The sequence below is a fragment of the Streptomyces durmitorensis genome (genome assembly GCF_023498005.1).
GTDB classification, from domain to species: Bacteria; Actinomycetota; Actinomycetes; order Streptomycetales; family Streptomycetaceae; genus Streptomyces; species Streptomyces durmitorensis.
Genome location: NZ_CP097289.1, coordinates 2,366,788 through 2,382,527 on the forward strand (window position 1 = coordinate 2,366,788; position 15,740 = coordinate 2,382,527).

At 69.5% G+C, this 15,740-nt stretch carries 15 protein-coding genes; 8 read left to right on the forward strand and 7 right to left on the reverse strand.

Going from position 1 to position 15,740, the window contains the following annotated elements; genetic code table 11:
• From M4V62_RS10790 to M4V62_RS10820, 7 genes are all read left to right on the forward strand, one after another.
• Entirely contained in the window at nucleotides 1-1,374 is a 1,374-nt protein-coding gene (locus tag M4V62_RS10790; protein WP_249587027.1) for a sulfate adenylyltransferase subunit 1, read from the forward strand.
• Nucleotides 1,375-1,604: 230 nt separating this feature from the next.
• Nucleotides 1,605-2,735 carry an aliphatic sulfonate ABC transporter substrate-binding protein gene (locus tag M4V62_RS10795; protein WP_249587028.1) on the forward strand — a complete coding sequence of 377 codons (1,131 nt, stop codon included), beginning with the start codon at nucleotides 1,605-1,607 and terminating at the stop codon, nucleotides 2,733-2,735.
• Nucleotides 2,736-2,771: 36 nt separating this feature from the next.
• Nucleotides 2,772-3,563 carry an ABC transporter ATP-binding protein gene (locus M4V62_RS10800; protein WP_249587029.1) on the forward strand — a complete coding sequence of 264 codons (792 nt, stop codon included), beginning with the start codon at nucleotides 2,772-2,774 and terminating at the stop codon, nucleotides 3,561-3,563.
• Nucleotides 3,550-4,470 carry an ABC transporter permease gene (locus M4V62_RS10805; RefSeq protein ID WP_249587030.1) on the forward strand — a complete coding sequence of 307 codons (921 nt, stop codon included), beginning with the start codon at nucleotides 3,550-3,552 and terminating at the stop codon, nucleotides 4,468-4,470. The genes M4V62_RS10800 and M4V62_RS10805 overlap by 14 nt, the downstream gene beginning before the upstream one ends.
• A 6-nt stretch (nucleotides 4,471-4,476) precedes the next feature.
• A complete protein-coding gene (locus M4V62_RS10810) occupies nucleotides 4,477-5,238 on the forward strand; it encodes a sirohydrochlorin chelatase (protein WP_249587031.1) in 762 nt (253 codons plus the stop codon).
• 11 nt (nucleotides 5,239-5,249) lie between these two features.
• Nucleotides 5,250-6,107, forward strand: coding sequence for an SCO6745 family protein (locus M4V62_RS10815; protein ID WP_249587032.1), 858 nt, complete (start codon nucleotides 5,250-5,252; stop codon nucleotides 6,105-6,107).
• A gap of 46 nt (nucleotides 6,108-6,153) precedes the next feature.
• Nucleotides 6,154-6,663 (forward strand): GNAT family N-acetyltransferase, encoded by a 510-nt coding sequence (locus M4V62_RS10820; RefSeq protein ID WP_249587033.1) that lies wholly within the window; start codon nucleotides 6,154-6,156, stop codon nucleotides 6,661-6,663.
• A 56-nt stretch (nucleotides 6,664-6,719) separates the two neighbouring features.
• Here the strand turns inward: M4V62_RS10820 and M4V62_RS10825 are convergent, their stop codons facing one another.
• From M4V62_RS10825 to M4V62_RS10840, 4 genes are all read right to left on the reverse strand, one after another.
• Nucleotides 6,720-7,751: a ketopantoate reductase family protein gene (locus tag M4V62_RS10825; RefSeq protein ID WP_249587034.1), complete on the reverse strand. Its 1,032-nt coding sequence runs from the start codon at nucleotides 7,749-7,751 to the stop codon at nucleotides 6,720-6,722.
• A gap of 32 nt (nucleotides 7,752-7,783) precedes the next feature.
• A complete protein-coding gene (locus M4V62_RS10830; protein WP_249587035.1) occupies nucleotides 7,784-8,167 on the reverse strand; it encodes a nuclear transport factor 2 family protein in 384 nt (127 codons plus the stop codon).
• Nucleotides 8,160-8,723 (reverse strand): DUF1697 domain-containing protein, encoded by a 564-nt coding sequence (locus M4V62_RS10835; RefSeq protein WP_249587036.1) that lies wholly within the window; start codon nucleotides 8,721-8,723, stop codon nucleotides 8,160-8,162. Before M4V62_RS10835 ends, M4V62_RS10830 begins: the two co-directional genes overlap by 8 nt.
• An 82-nt stretch (nucleotides 8,724-8,805) precedes the next feature.
• Nucleotides 8,806-10,014 carry a S8 family peptidase gene (locus M4V62_RS10840; protein ID WP_249587037.1) on the reverse strand — a complete coding sequence of 403 codons (1,209 nt, stop codon included), beginning with the start codon at nucleotides 10,012-10,014 and terminating at the stop codon, nucleotides 8,806-8,808.
• Between the two features lie 368 nt (nucleotides 10,015-10,382).
• On the opposite strand from M4V62_RS10840, the gene M4V62_RS10845 reads away from it, so the two are divergent.
• The gene (locus M4V62_RS10845; protein ID WP_249587038.1) at nucleotides 10,383-12,647 is read left to right on the forward strand and encodes an MMPL family transporter; all 2,265 of its coding nucleotides are present in this window, start codon (nucleotides 10,383-10,385) and stop codon (nucleotides 12,645-12,647) included.
• Between the two features lie 116 nt (nucleotides 12,648-12,763).
• On the opposite strand, the gene M4V62_RS10850 is transcribed toward M4V62_RS10845, so the two are convergent.
• The 3 genes from M4V62_RS10850 to M4V62_RS10860 form a co-directional block, all read right to left on the reverse strand.
• A complete protein-coding gene (locus tag M4V62_RS10850) occupies nucleotides 12,764-13,732 on the reverse strand; it encodes a CDP-alcohol phosphatidyltransferase family protein (protein ID WP_249587039.1) in 969 nt (322 codons plus the stop codon).
• A 223-nt stretch (nucleotides 13,733-13,955) separates the two neighbouring features.
• Nucleotides 13,956-15,176 (reverse strand): macrolide-inactivating glycosyltransferase, encoded by a 1,221-nt coding sequence (gene mgt / locus M4V62_RS10855; RefSeq protein WP_249587040.1) that lies wholly within the window; start codon nucleotides 15,174-15,176, stop codon nucleotides 13,956-13,958.
• Between the two features lie 86 nt (nucleotides 15,177-15,262).
• A complete protein-coding gene (locus tag M4V62_RS10860) occupies nucleotides 15,263-15,709 on the reverse strand; it encodes a MarR family winged helix-turn-helix transcriptional regulator (protein ID WP_249587041.1) in 447 nt (148 codons plus the stop codon).
• Nucleotides 15,710-15,740 lie beyond the last annotated feature (31 nt).

A 15,740-nucleotide genomic window follows, 5' to 3' on the forward strand; every position in this document is an offset into this window, starting at 1 on the left:
ATGACCAGCACCACCGAACCCGACAAGGCGCAGCCGCTCTCCACCGAGCAGCTGTCGGCCACCACCCTGCTGCGGTTCGCCACCGCGGGGTCCGTCGACGACGGCAAGTCCACCCTGGTGGGGCGGCTCCTGCACGACTCCAAGTCGGTCCTCACCGACCAGTTGGAGGCCGTGGAGCGCGTCTCGCTGGGCCGTGGCCAGGAGGCGCCCGACCTGGCGCTGCTCACCGACGGTCTGCGGGCCGAGCGCGAGCAGGGCATCACCATCGACGTGGCCTACCGCTACTTCGCCACCCCCGCGCGCCGGTTCATCCTCGCCGACACCCCGGGCCATGTGCAGTACACCCGGAACATGGTCACCGGCGCCTCGACGGCCGACCTCGCCGTGGTTCTCGTCGACGCCCGCAACGGCGTCATCGAGCAGACCCGCAGGCACGCCGCCGTCGCCGCGCTCCTGCGCGTCCCGCACGTGGTGCTGGCCGTGAACAAGATGGACCTCGTCGCGTACGAGGAGACCGTCTTCGCGAAGATCGCCGAGGAATTCACCGCGTACGCCAGTGAGTTGGGCGTCCCGGAGATCACCGCGATCCCGATCTCCGCGCTCGCCGGCGACAACGTGGTGGAGCCGTCCTCCAACATGGACTGGTACGGCGGCCCCACGGTCCTTGAGCACCTGGAGACGGTCCCGGTCAGCCACGACCTGACCTCCTGCCACGCGCGCCTTCCCGTCCAGTACGTGATCCGCCCGCAGACCGCCGAGCACCCCGACTACCGGGGCTACGCGGGACAGATCGCGGCGGGCACCTTCCGGGTCGGCGAGACCGTGACCGTGCTTCCCTCGGGCAAGACGTCGAAGATCGCCGGGATCGACCTCCTGGGCGAGCCGGTGGACGTCGCCTGGACGCCGCAGTCCGTGACGCTGCTCCTGGAGAGCGACATCGACATCGCGCGCGGCGACCTGATCGTGCCGAGCGGTGACCAGCCGCCGATCTCGCAGGACCTCACGGCGACGGTCTGCCATGTCGCGGACACCGCCCTGGCCGTCGGCCAGCGGGTGCTGCTCAAGCACACCACGCGCACGGTCAAGGCGATCGTCAAGGAGATCCCCTCGCGGCTCACCCTGGACGACCTCTCCCAGCACCCGGACCCCGGACAGCTGGTCGCCAACGACATCGGCCGCGTCGTCATCCGCACCGCGGAGCCGATCGCGGTCGACTCGTACGCCGCGTCGCGCCGCACGGGTTCGTTCCTCCTGATCGACCCGGCGGACGGCACGACGCTCGCCGCGGGCATGGCGGGCGACGCGTTCGCCACCGTCTCCGAGCCGGCCGAAGAGGCCGCGCCGGTCGCGGACGAAGAGGGCTGGGACTTCTGACCATGACCTCGATCGACTACTTCTCGACCTTCGCGAAGGAGGGCGGCCGCGTCGGCAGCGGCGCCCTCGGCAGCGGTCAGGGCGGGGTGGGGCGATGTGCGTGATGACGTACGCGCACCGCTTGCGCGCCCACACCCCCCGCGAGTTCGACCTGCGAAGACGAAAACCTGCCGATCTCCCGGCCACGCCCTGAGGGCGTGAGAGCCGGGCCAACGAGAGGACCACCTCCCGTGCCTGCCAGCTTCCGCACTCCACGCACCACCGGCCGCCGCCGCGCTCTTGCCGCCGTGGCCGCCCTGCCGCTGTTCGCCGTGGTGCTCACCTCCTGCGGCTACGGATCCTCCGCGGACAAGGAGGACGACAAGGCCAAGGTGGCCGCCGGTGCGAAGAAGATCGAGGGCCTGGACGAGGTGAAGATCGGGTACTTCCCGAACCTCACGCACGCCACCGCCCTGGTCGGTGACCAGGAGGGCCTGTTCCAGAAGGAACTGGGCGCGACGAAGGCCAAGTACACGCAGTTCAACGCCGGTCCTTCGGAGATCGAGGCGCTGAACTCGAAGTCCATCGACATCGGCTGGATCGGCCCGTCGCCCGCGATCAACGGCTACACCAAGTCCCAGGGCAAGAACCTGCGCATCATCGGCGGCTCGGCGTCCGGTGGCGTGAAGCTGGTGGTCAACCCGAAGAAGATCAAGTCCCTCGACGACGTCAAGGGCAAGAAGATCGCGACGCCGCAGCTCGGCAACACCCAGGACGTGGCCTTCCTCAACTGGGTCGCCGAGAAGGGCTGGAAGGTCGACGCGGAGAGCGGCAAGGGCGACGTCTCGGTGGTCCGCTCCGACAACAAGATCACCCCGGACGCCTACAAGTCCGGCTCCATCGACGGCGCCTGGGTGCCGGAGCCGACCGCGTCGAAGCTGGTCGCCGACGGCGGCAAGGTGATCCTCGACGAGGCCGACCTGTGGCCGGACAAGAAGTTCGTGATCACGAACATCATCGTGTCGCAGTCGTTCCTCAAGGAGCACCCGAAGGTCGTCGAGGCGGTCCTGCGCGGTTCGGTGAAGACCAACCAGTGGATCAAGGACAACCCCGACAAGGCGAAGGCCTCCGCCAACGCCGCCCTCAAGGAGGCGTCGGGCAAGGCGCTGCCCGCCGAGGTCATCGACCCGGCATGGAAGTCCATCCAGACCACGGACGACCCGCTGGCCCGCACCCTCGACTCCGAGGCCAAGCACGCCGTGAAGGCGGGCCTCCTGGAGAAGCCGAACCTCAAGGGCATCTACGACCTGAAGCCGCTGAACAAGGTCCTCAAGGCCGAGGGCAGGCCCGCTGTCGACGACGCCGGTCTCGGCGTCAAGTAACCCCGGAATACGACCAGTTCCCAGGAGGTGACGACCATGGCGACGACCACCCTCGCCAAGGCGGCGGAAGACATCACGGCCGCCCCGCACGCTGCCCGGATCGAGCATGTCTCGAAGTCCTTCGCCACGCCCGCCGGGCAGCAGCTCGTCCTGGACGACATCACGCTCGATGTCGCTCCTGGCGAGTTCGTCACCCTCCTGGGAGCCTCGGGCTGCGGCAAGTCGACGCTGCTCAACCTGGTGGCCGGGCTCGACAAGCCGTCGGCGGGCGACATCGCCACCGACGGCCGCCCTGCCCTGATGTTCCAGGAGCACGCGCTGTTCCCGTGGCTGACCGCGGGCAAGAACATCGAGCTCGCCCTGAAGCTGCGCGGTGTCGCGAAGGCCGAGCGGCGCGAGCGCGCCGAGGAGCTCCTCGGCCTCGTACGGCTCCAAGGGGCGTACGGCAAGCGGGTGCACGAGCTGTCCGGCGGCATGCGCCAGCGCGTTGCCTTGGCCCGCGCACTCGCGCAGGACAGCAAGATCCTGCTGATGGACGAGCCGTTCGCGGCGCTCGACGCGATCACGCGTGACGTCCTGCACGACGAGCTGACCCGCATCTGGCGCGAGACCAACGTCTCCGTCCTGTTCGTCACGCACAACGTGCGCGAGGCGGTCCGCCTCGCCGAGCGCGTCGTGCTCCTCTCGTCGCGTCCGGGCCGGGTGGCGCACGAGTGGCGGGTGGACATCCCCCACCCGCGCCGCATCGAGGACTCCGCCGTGGCGGAACTGTCCGTCGAGATCACCGAACAACTGCGTGGGGAGATCCGCCGACATGGCCAGCACTGACACTCCGGTCGACAAGGCCGAGAGGGACAGCGGCGCCGCGAGGGACAGCAGCCAGGACCTGGCCGGTCTGGAGGCGGGCCTCGACGCCCTGGACGCGGTCCAGACCCGGCGTACGCCCTTCCGCCAGACCCTCGTCCAGAAGATCCTGCCCCCGGTGACCGCCATCGTGCTGGTCCTCGTGGTGTGGCAGGTCCTGGTGTGGGCGAAGGTCACCGACTCCTACAAGCTGCCCGCGCCCTCCGCCGTCTGGGACGAGGTGGAGGAGGCCTGGCTTCAGGGCACGCTCCTGGAGTACATCTGGACGTCCGTCTCGCGCGGTCTGCTCGGCTTCCTGATGGCGCTCGTGATCGGCACGCCGCTCGGTCTGATCGTGGCCCGGGTGCGGTTCGTCAGGGCCGCGATCGGGCCCATCCTGTCCGGTCTGCAGTCGCTGCCCTCGGTCGCGTGGGTGCCGCCCGCCGTGATCTGGCTGGGGCTCAACGACCAGATGATGTACGCGGTGATCCTGCTCGGCGCGGTCCCCTCGATCGCCAACGGCCTGGTCGCGGGCGTCGACCAGGTGCCGCCGCTCTTCCTGCGGGCGGGCCGCACCCTGGGGGCGACGGGCCTGCGCCACACCTGGCACATCGTCATGCCGGCGGCGCTTCCCGGTTACCTGGCGGGGCTCAAGCAGGGCTGGGCGTTCTCGTGGCGCTCGCTCATGGCCGCGGAGATCATCGCGCAGTCGCCCGACCTGGGCATGGGGCTCGGCCAGCTCCTGGAGGCGGGCCGCACGAACAGCAGCATGTCGCAGGTGTTCTTCGCGATCCTGCTCATCCTGATCGTCGGCATCGCCATCGACCTGCTGATCTTCAGCCCCCTTGAGCGGCGCGTCCTGCGCAGCCGCGGACTCCTCGTGAGGAGCTGACCCACCATGCACGGCCGTCCCGTCCTGTTCGTCATCGCCCACGGCAGCCGCGATCCGCGGCATGCCGCGACGGTGCGCGCCCTGGTGCGACGGGTCCGGGAGCAGCGGCCGGGGCTGCGGGTGGAGACGGGATTCCTCGACTTCGACTCGCCCTCGGTCCCCGAGCTCCTGGAGTCCCTGGACGCCGAGGGAGTGCGCGACGTCATCGCGCTCCCCCTGCTCCTCACGCGGGCGTTCCACGCGAAGTCGGACATCCCCGCGGTCCTGAGCCAGGCCCCGCCCCGCCTGCGCATCCGGCAGGCGGCGGTGCTCGGCCCCTCGCCGCTGCTCCTGACCGCTCTGGACCAGCGGCTGTACGAGGCGGGCCTCACGCCCGCCGACAAGTCCTCGACCGGGGTCGTACTGGCCTCGGCGGGGTCATCGGACCCGGAGGCGATCGCAGTGATCGCTGAAATCGCGCGGGAGTGGCGGCACACCGGTTGGTGCGCCGTGCGGCCTGCGTTCGCCTCCGCATCTCTGCCCCGTACGGAGGACGCCGTGCGGGAGCTACGTGACCTGGGTGTGCGACGGGTGGCGGTGGCGCCGTACGTCATCGCGCCCGGTTTCCTGCCGGACCGCATCGCGCGGGGCGCGGCCGAAGCGGACGTCACGGCCCAAGTCCTTGGCCCTTCGGACGGGTTGGCGCGGCTGCTCGTGCAGCGCTACGACGAGGCACGCGCCGAGTCCGGTGCGGTCGGGCGGGTGGCGCGGGTTCCCGTGCTGGCCTAGTTTGTGGGTTCATGACCCTTACCAGATCCCGCACGCTCTGGCTGCGGACCGAGCCCCTGCACGCAGTGATCTACTTCGAGGAGCACTGCCGCGATCTGGGCAGGGCGCTGGGCCTCAAGGGATTCTGGATGGGCTACTTCGCGGCCCGCACCGCCCCCATGGGCCCGGTCGAGTCGGGCCCCGCGACGGCCGCGCTCGGCGTCTTCGCCCCCGGCATGGTGGAGCGGGCCCTCCCCTCCGCCTGGCAGTACGTGTCGCCGGGCCGGATCGTGGAGGAGCGCGCGGCCTACACGGCGCGGGCCCTGCGCGCACTGGTGCCGGGCATCGACGACCAGGCCATCGCCCTCTGTCCGCCCCTCACCGCGATGGTCGACGACGCCCCCTCGCTCGCCCGCCCACTGTTCACGGCGAACCGCGACGTGAGCGAGCGGACCGACCCTGTGCAGCGGCTGTGGCAACTGGTGACCTGCGTAAGGGAGTTCAGGGGCGACGCGCATGTCGCCGCACTCGCCGACCACGGCCTCGACGCCTGCGAGGCGCTGGTGCTCGCCGCCGCCACGGGCCGCGTGGACCCGGACACCATCCGGCACGACCGCGGGTGGAGCGAGCAGGACTGGGCGCACGCGGTGGACCGGCTGCGCGGGCGTGGCCTGGTGGACGGTGACGGGCACATCACCGAGCGCGGCCGCACGGAGCGGGAGTTGATCGAGGACGACACGGACCGCCTGTCGGCGCGCCTGCTGCGCCCGCTCGCCGCGCGGGACGCGGACACGCTCCTGGCGTCGCTGGAACGTCCGGTGCGGCACATCCTGGCGGCGAACGTCGTCCCCTTCCCCAATCCCATCGGCCTTCCGCAGCCCACGGGTTAGTCAATCCGGTTGCCGAAGTACGGTTCCTGCCCCTACCGTCACGCCGATGACCCCCGTACTCCGTTCCGAGCGTCTGAGCCTGACCCCCTATGTCGCCGCCGACGAGGAGCAGTTCGTCTCGCTCCTTCAGGACGAGGCCGTGGGCCGCTGGTTCGGCGACGGGATGCAGAGCGTGGAGCAGACCCATGCCCTGTTCCGCCGGATATTCGGCCTCGTGTACGCCGAGAACCAGTTCCCGGTCTGGGCGGTGCGGCACGAGGGGCACTATGTCGGCCACGCCGAGATCAAGCCGTCCCCCGAGAAGTGGCTCGACGGCCACGAGATCGTCTACGGCCTCTTCCGGGGCAGCTGGGGCAAGGGCCTCGGCACGGAGCTGGCCCGGCTCCTCACCACGTACGGCCATGAGACCTTGGGCCTGAGCGAGGTGCACGCGACCGTGGACGCCCAGAACATCGCGTCCCTCACCATCCTCAAGCGCCTCGGCTTCACGCAGGGCCGAGCGGTCCCTGAGGACAACGGCCGCACCACGCTCCTGATGACGTCGGTGCTCGGCTGAAGGTACGCAGCTGAAGTCGAGGCCTCCGGGCCATGCGCCGCCCCTGCCGACGGGCCTTACGAGGACCTCTCCCCTGCCGCCCTCTCCTCTGCCTTCGCCACGAGTCCCAGCAGTTCGGTCACCGGCATCGACCCCGCGTCGCGCCGCTCGCGCGCGAACGCGTTCGCCACGCCCTGCAAGGTGTCGTTCACCGGCGTCGGCACTCCGTGCAGGCGGCCGAGCAGCGCGATCTCGCCGTTGAGGTAGTCCGCCTCGATGGTGCCCGTGCCCCGGCTCAGGCTCTGCCAGGACGAGCCTGCGCCGCGCTCCGCGCCGTCGAAGGGCTCGAAGCGGATGCGGTCGCCGCGGGCCTCCTTCTGCTCCTGCTCGCTCACCGCCTCGATGCCGGCGGCGGCGAGCACCGCCTCGCCCTCGGCCCGCGCCCGCCGGTAGAGCGCGATGGCCTCGTTGCCGCTGAGCACGCCCGTGACCGCCTCGATGGAGTTGGCCAGGTTGGCGAGGAGCTTGCCGTACTTCCAGCGCATCACGTCCGCCACGACGGGCGAGAGCAGCTTCGACTTCTCCAGGTCGGCGGAGATGAGGCGGGCGGTGTCGTCCGTGCCCTGCGGGTAGCGGCCGAGGTGCAGGATGCCGGTGTAAGGGGCACCCGCCGCGGAGACCGAGCCCGGTTCGACATGGGTCGCGGGCAGCCAGACACACATGCCGTACACCCTGCGGAAGCGGCGCAGCGCGATGCGCTCGCTCTCCACGCCGTTCTGCGCGCAGACCAGCGGAAGAACCTCGCCCGCCGTGCCGCCGCCCGCCACCGGACGCCCGCTCCAGGCGTCGAGAGCGGCCGCGCCGTCCTGTGTCTTCACGGCGAGGAACAGCACGTCGTCCGCTCTCAACTCGCCCAGTTCGGCGGGTGTTTGGACGACGGGCAGACGGTGGGTCACCGCCCCGTCGGGCGTCCTGACCCGCAGCCCGCTCTCCCGTACCGCCTCGTAGTGCGCACCCCGCGCGACGAGGACCACGTCATGTCCGCTCTCGGCGAGGCGTCCGCCCACGGTGCCGCCGATCGCCCCTGCTCCGATGATGATGTAGCGCATGGGGCCGAGCCTCGCACATCACGGCGCGAAGATCAGGCTTCCGGCGGCGCTTCCACGCTGAACGGCGTCCCCTGGTGGAACCAGAGCAGCCACTCGCCCTCGTACAGCCGCCACAGCGAACTGCGGTGCGCGAGGCGGCCGTTGCTCTCGGTGTCGAAGGTGAGGTGCACGACGCCGTCGGCGAGCTGGACGCCCCGCATCCGCGAGGTCATGATCGGGCGGCCGGTCCTGTTCGCGCTCTCGGTCAGGGCCTTGATGATCGACGCGCGGTCCCAGTGGGTGCCCGAGGTGCCGAATTCGGTGAACTCCGGGTGCAGCAGCTCCCCGAGCAGCTCGGGCGACGCACGGACCTCGGGGGCGAGCAGGCGCAGTTCGGCCTCGATGGCCGCGTCGACGGCGGGCGTGCGGTCAGCCACGGCTCGGCTCCTGCGTCAGCTCGACCAGCTTGGAGACCGTGTTCCAGTTGCGGGAGGTGGCGACGACGCCCTTGAACAGGGCCGGACGCGACAGGACCTCGCCCAGTTTGGAGCGGCCGAGGCCGTCCGGGGCGTAGAGGTAGAGGGCGCGGTCACCGAGTCGGAACTCCTCGGGCAGGAAGGCCGCCCGGTCGAGCGCGTCGAACCGGGAGGCGTCCACCGGCTCGGAGAAGTACGTGACGTGCAGCTGCTTTCCTTCGAGCGTGGCCGCGGGGAAGGGGCAGGCGTCGGCGACCGCCTTCAGATACGCGCCGTCGCGCACCAGGACGTCCACGTCGAAGCCGAAGTGCCGCTCGATGGCCTCGCCGATCCGCGCGGCCAGGGCGTCCTCGTCGGCGGCCTCGCAGGTGAAGACCGCGTTGCCGCTCTGCAGATGGGTGCGTACGTCGCCGAATCCGAGACCGGAGAGGAGCGGGCGCAACTCCCCCATCGGCACTTTCCTCTTGCCGCCCACATTGATGCCGCGAAGAAGCGCCGCGTATGCCTTGACCGTCATCCGCACACCATAAGACGGCCGTCGCACCCCGTGGGGGTGGGCGCGACGGCCGTCGGTCCTATGGGTGTTGCCCGACCGGGTGTTACTCGACGACCTTGAGCAGCTTGTTCGGCGTGCCCTCGCTCGGGTTCGAGATCTTGTCCGCGGTCGCACCGTCGGTCAGCGCCTTGGCGACGGCGTCCGGCTTGGCGTCCGGGTGGGCCGCGACGTAGATGGCTGCGGCGCCCACGACGTGCGGGGTCGCCATCGACGTACCGGAGATCGTGTTGGTGGCGTCGTCGTCCGTGTTCCAGGCGGACGTGATGTCCGAGCCCGGGGCGTAGATGTCCACGACCGAACCGAAGTTGGAGAAGTCCGACTGCTCGTCGTCCTTGGTGGAGGAGGCGACCGTGATGGCTTCCTTCACGCGGGACGGAGAGCCCTGACCTGCGTCCGAGGACTCGTTGCCGGCCGCGACCGCGAAGGTGACGCCGGAGGCGATCGCCTTCTGGACCGCCGCGTCGAGCGCCTCGTCGGCGCCGCCGCCGAGGCTCATGTTGGCGACCGAGGGGCCCTGGTGGTTCTTGGTGACCCAGTCGATGCCCGCGACGACCTGCTCGGTGGTGCCGGAGCCCTGGTCGTCCAGGACGCGGACCGCGACGATCTTCGCCTTCTTGGCGACGCCGTGCGCCTCACCTGCGATGGTGCCGGCGACGTGCGTGCCGTGGCCGTTGCCGTCGTCCGCGTTGTCGTCGTTGTCGATGGCGTCGAAGCCGGACGTGGCGCGACCGCCGAAGTCCTTGTGGCTGACGCGGACGCCGGTGTCGATGACGTACGCCGTGGCGCCCTCACCGGCCGCGTCGGGGTACGTGTACTTCTTGTCGCCCGCGGTGTCCGCCTGGTCGACGCGGTCCAGGCCCCACGACGGCGGGTTGTCCTGGGTGGCGTCGATGCTGAACTTCTTGGACTGGACGACCTTGCCGACGGCCGGGTCGGCGGCCAGGCGCTTGGCCTCGGTCTCGGTGAGGCTCTTGGCCGAGAAGCCGTTGATCGCGGACGAGTAGTTCCGCTTCAGCTCGCCGCCGTACTCCTCGGCGAGGTCGGACTTGGCGCCCTTGTCGGCCTTCTCGTCGAGCATGACGATGTAGCTGCCGGAGACGGCACCCTTGGCGTCGGCTCCGTAGACCTTGCCCTCGGCGGGGGTTGCCGCACCGGCGAACGAGGTGGCGAAGACGGTGACGCCGACTGCGGTGGCGGTCGCGGCTATCGCCGAGACGAGCTTCACCGAGCGTGCACGCTTGTGTGTTGCCATGAAGAGGGATCTCCTCGTGGTGATGTGGGGGGATGTGGGGGGTTTCAAAACTTCACTGCAACGGCCCCCGAGATCCGGAAGATCTCCGGGCGTTGGGACGAAACCATGTCTGATTGACGCGCGCAGATCAATACCTACATGCACCTGTGACTTGTTCAACAAGGTTCTGTAATAACAAAACGGGCCCCCGTCGGCAGATCGGACACCGCGCGGCCCCTCCCCTCAAGTCGTCATAGATGTAAGGGGCTTGTGACGGCCTTGCTCCTTCTTGACGAGGAGGGCCTGCGGTCCGCAGGGAGGAGAGCGCGCCCGCCCGGTTCACCGGCCAGCACGACGAGCGATTCCCGGCCCCGCCCTAGCTTCGAGCCATGGGGAATCAGAACAGGCGAGTACGGGGGATAGCCGCCCGTGCCGGCGGATGGAGCGCCAGGCACCGATGGGCGGCCGTGGGCATCTGGGTGCTCTTCGTCGTCGTGTCCATGGGGATCGGCTCGGCCGTGGGCCGTACCGACGTCGACCAGAACGATCTCAAGGGCGAGATCAACCAGGCGACAGGGATCGTGGACGACGCCGGAATCAAGGAACCGGTCGGCGAGAGCGTCCTGATCCAGACGAAGGAGCGGGGCGGCAACGCCCTCAAGGCGACCGATCCACGCTTCCGCCAGGCCGTCGACGACGTCATGAAGGCGGTCGGGGCCACCGGTGAGGTGACGGCGGTGACGTCGCCGTACAAGAGCGACTCGGTCTCCAAGGACGGCCGCAGTGCCCTGGTGCGGTTCGACATGCGCGGTGACGACGAGACCGCGGGCGACCGGGTGGGGCCGGTCCTCGACGCGGTCGACAAGGTGGCGGACGCGCACGAGCGCGAGGGGCTGCGGATCGAGGAGCTCGGCGGCGCCAGCATGCAGAAGACGTTCGACGACGCCTTCGGCAAGGACTTCCAGCAGGCCGAGTACTCCGCGGTGCCGGTGGCCTTCGGCATCCTGCTCATCGCCTTCGGCGCGCTGGTCGCCGCGCTGCTCCCGGTGGCCCTGGCCGTCACCGCGATCATGGCGACGATGGGCCTGATGGCCTTGGTCAGCCAGGTCCAGCCGATGAGCGAGACCGCGAACTCGGTGATGCTCCTGGTCGGCCTCGCGGTCGGCGTCGACTACTGCCTCTTCTATCTGCGGCGCGAACGCGAGGAGCGCGCCAAGGGCCACGACGCGCAGACCGCGCTGCGCATCGCGGCGGCCACCAGTGGCCGGGCCGTGGTCGTCTCGGGCATCACGGTGTGCGTGGCGATGGCGGGCATGCTGTTCACCGGCATCGGCGAGTTCGAGGCGATGGGCGTCGCCTCGCTGATGGTGGTCGCGGTCGCCATGGTGGGTTCGGTGACGGTCCTGCCCGCGCTGCTCTCCCTCCTGGGCGAGCGGGTGGAGAAGGGCCGCGTGCCGTTCCTGCGGCGCAAGGAGCGGGCGGGCGGCGTACCCAGCGAGAGCAGGCTGTGGCGCGCGGTCGTCGGCCGGGTCCTGAAGCGTCCGGTCGTCTCGGTGGTGATCGCGGCGGGCGTCCTGGCGGCGATCGCGCTGCCTGCGCTCGGCATGAAGACCCAACAGCTCACGCTGGACCAGGAGTTCGGCGACTCGCTGCCGATCGTGGCGACGTACGAGCGGGTGAACGAGGCGTTCCCCGGCGGCTCGGAACCCGCCGAGGTGGTGGTCAAGGCCGACGACATCGATGCGGCTCCGGTGCGGGCGGCGATCGCCGACTTCCGCGAGCGGGCGGTGAGTTCGGGGGCCTCCAAGGGACCGGTCGACATGAAGGTGCACAAGGGCGAGAACGTCGCGTTCCTGACCGTGCCGCTGGTCGGCGGCTCCGACCAGGAAAAGGCCGAGAAGAGTCTCGACCTGCTACGGGATGACGTGCGGCCCGCGACGCTGGGCGAGGTCGACGGGGTCGAGGCCCCGGTGACGGGCCAGGTGGCCGGGTCGAAGGACTTCAACGACCAGCTCTCGTCGTCCGTGCCGCCGGTCTTCGCATTCGTGGTGGTCTTCGCGTTCGTGCTGATGCTGCTGTCGTTCCGCTCGCTGACGATCGCGGTCACGTCGACCGTCCTCAACCTGCTGTCGGTGGGGGCGGCCTACGGAATCCTCGTGATGGTCTTCCAGCACGGCTGGGGCGCGTCGCTGGTGGGCGCCGAGGGAGTGGGCGCGATCATCGCGTGGCTGCCGCTGTTCCTGTTCGTGATCCTGTTCGGCCTCTCGATGGACTACCACGTGTTCGTCGTGTCCCGGATCCGGGAGGCGCGGCTTCAGGGGCGTACGACGAGGGATGCGATCAGCCACGGCGTGGTGACCACGGCGGGCGTCGTGACGAGCGCGGCCGTGATCATGGTCGCCGTCTTCGCGATCTTCGGGACGCTGTCCATGCAGTCCATGAAACAGATGGGCGTAGGCCTCGCGGCGGCGGTCCTGATCGACGCGACGGTGATCCGGGGCGTACTGCTCCCGGCGGTGATGGCGCTGCTCGGGGAGCGGAACTGGTACCTACCGCGGTGGCTGAGGTGGCTACCGGACTTCACGCATGACGAGTCCTCCGCGGAGGAGGTGCCGGTGTCCCGGCCCGGGGAGCGGGTCCGAGTGACGGGCTAGAACTTCCCGGCCGGGCTGGAGACATCCAGCCCGGCCGGGAAGCTTCAGCCCGTCCGGCGTTTGAGGACGAACTCGGCGAAGCCGGTGATGAACGGCGCCCCAGGCCCCCGGCCCGCCTACGCTGCCGCGATCAGCTTGCGCTCCTCGAAGGAATCGATCGTCCGCGTGAAGTCCCGCGTCGAAAGCAGCAGCTTGTAGATGATGGCCAGCTCGAAGACGAGGAGCAGCGCACCGGAGACGATCGTCGCCGGGAGCACCACGTCGAACAGCGGGCCGATCATGAAGACACCCATCTGGAACTCGATGCCGCTCACCAGGTGCGTACGGATCCGGTGCCGCAGCAGGAAGGACCGCGCCCGCAGGTACGCGGGGAACTTGTGGCGGAACTCCTGGTGCAGGTCGATGACCTGGCGCTTGGACACGGGCTCAGGGGCCTCCGGGGTTTCCGGAACCCCCTGCTCCGACTGCGCCTTCTGCATGTCCTGCTCGATGTCGGCCTCGGGGTTGTCCCGGAGCAGGTCCTCCATGAAGGCCAGCTCGGCTTCGTTCTCGGCCCGGCGGGCCGCCCTCATGCGGACCTTGATCTGCTTACGCATGGTGTGACGGATCTTGAAGATCTCGAGCCCGTTGATGTAACGCAGCGTGTCGAGGGCGACCACGGCGACCGCGGCCCAGATGTAGAACGCGTCCCCGGTGCGGTGGAACTGGCCGCCCATCAGGGCCACCGCGCACGCCATCACACGGATGCGGTCGAAGACGAAGTCGAGCCACGCCCCGAACACCGAGCCGGTGCCGGTGAGGCGGGCGACCTTGCCGTCCATGCAGTCGAGGATGAAGCTGAAGTGGTAGACGACGGCACCGGCGACCAGCCACTGCCAGTCGCCCAGCGCGAAGAACGCCGCGGAGACGAGCCCCAGCAAGAACGCGCCCCAGGTGATCTGGTTGGGCGTGATTCTGGTCCGCATCGCCGTCCACCGCACGAGCGGCGTGGCGACCGGGTCGACCAGAATCACGGTCCACCAGGCATCGCGCTTCTTCTGGGTGATGCGGCGCACCTCGTCGAGGGGCGGTATGTCTCGTCGCATGGGGGTCAACTTCCTGGCGTTCGCGGAACGTTCACCTCACGCTAAGAAGACATTGGTTCAAGGAACAAGAACCTGGGTGTGCAACCTTTGGTGGGGGGTAACGGTCAACCTTTCAGGACGAGTCAATACCTATGCCAGAACCACCCTGCGTTACCTGAGCGTTACCGAATGACCGGGTCGTAACAAAAATGACCAGTTCGTAACAGAAACGCTTCACGGAGTGTTACGCCCCGGCCCGCCCGGCCGCCTTCGCGAGCTCCTCCTCGATCAGGTCGGCCGCCCTCTTCGTGCCGCCCTCCCCCGCCATCCCGGCCTGCACATCGGCGAGTCGACGCGCCACCTCCGGATCGTCGACCAGGCCGAGCACGGCCGCCCGCAGCGTCTCGGCGGTGGCCTCCTCCACCGGTACGTGCCGGGCCACCCCGAGCCCCTGGAGCATGTCCGCGTTGCCGAACTGGTCGACGGCCTGCGGCACGGCGACCATCGGCGTCGCGGTGGCGAGACCTTCCTGACTGCCGCCCGCGCCTGCGTGCGTGATGAAGGCGTCGGCCTGCTTGAGGACCGCGAGCTGCGGCACCCACTGACGGACTTCCACATTCCCCGGGACGTCCCCCAGTTCACTCGCCTCGACATGTTTGCCGACCTGAAGCACGACATGCCAACCGGGCAGACCCCCGAACGCCTTGACGCACTCACGGTAGAAGGCGGGCTGCTTGGTGAAGGACGAGCCGAGTGAGACGAGCAGTACCTTCTGCGCGCCGGCGGGACGCTCCCAGTCGCCCTGCGCCGACCGGTCGCCCTGACAGGCGCCGACGAACGTGTGCACCGTCTCGTCGACCCGGTCGGCGTTCGGCTGGAACGCCTTGGGGATCAGGACGAGGGAGCGCGGCGGGCGGCCGACGAAGGGATCGGGGTGCTGGCTGATCCCGTTCTCCTCCAGCCAGGCGTGGAAGCGCGCGTAATAGGCCTTGCCGCGCTCGGTCTCCTTCAGGTCGGCGTACATCGGCTCCGCGACCTCTTCCTCGTACCCGTCCCAGGCCACCAGGTTCGGCGAGAGCGAGATCTCGGGCACACCCCAGCGGCGGGCGAGCACGCGCGCGGGATAGGAGGTGATGTCGTGCAGCACGAGGTCCGGCTCGTCTCCTTCGTACGCCGCCGCCAGCTGCGGCAGCGTCTCGATCGCCTCGGTGAGGAACGGCTCGATGTTGTCGATCAGTTCGGTGCCCCACGCCTCCGGGTCGTCGTCCGGGCCGGGCAGTGTCGTCGTGAAGAGGACGGGCTCGGCGCCGGTCTCGGCGACCTTCTCCTCGAAGAGGTGCGGGATCGCGTACGTGACGCGGTGGCCGCGGGCGACGAGCTCGCGGATCACTTCGAGGCTCGGGTTGACGTGCCCGTGCGCGGCGATGGAGAACATGGCGATATGGGCACGCTGGCGTGTGGTCATGCCCGGACCTTAAACGAGACGAGACGTCTCGTGCAACCCCATTCCGGATCCGCCCGGCCTACTCGATACCTCCGGATCCGCCCGGCCTACTCGACGTCAAGGCCGCTCCGCGACGCGGCGTCGTTGTAGCGCAGCAGACACTCGGCGAACTTCTCCAGGTCGGGCCCGCTCCACTCCGTGAGCCGCTCCTGGAACGCGACCCGGCGCGCATCGGTGACCTGCGCGAGCACCTCGATACCCCGGTCGGTGAGGTGCAGCACGTGCACCCGGTGGTCGGTCGGATCGAGCCGCCGCTCCACCAGACCGGCCTTCTCCAGGGCCCCCACCTGCCTGCTGATCGTCGACTTGTCCAGCGTGTAGTGCGCCGCGAGATCGGTGGCCCGGCATCCGCCCTGGTACTCGAGGTGACTCAGGAGTGTGTACGACACGAGCGAGAGCTCGGGGTGCATCCGCGCGGCGGTGGCGCGGGCCCGCCGCGCGAACGCCGTCATCTCCCGCTGAATGATCTCGATGGACGCGTCCCGGTCGGCCACGATTTCTCCCTCTCCACGAATGGTTGTACAG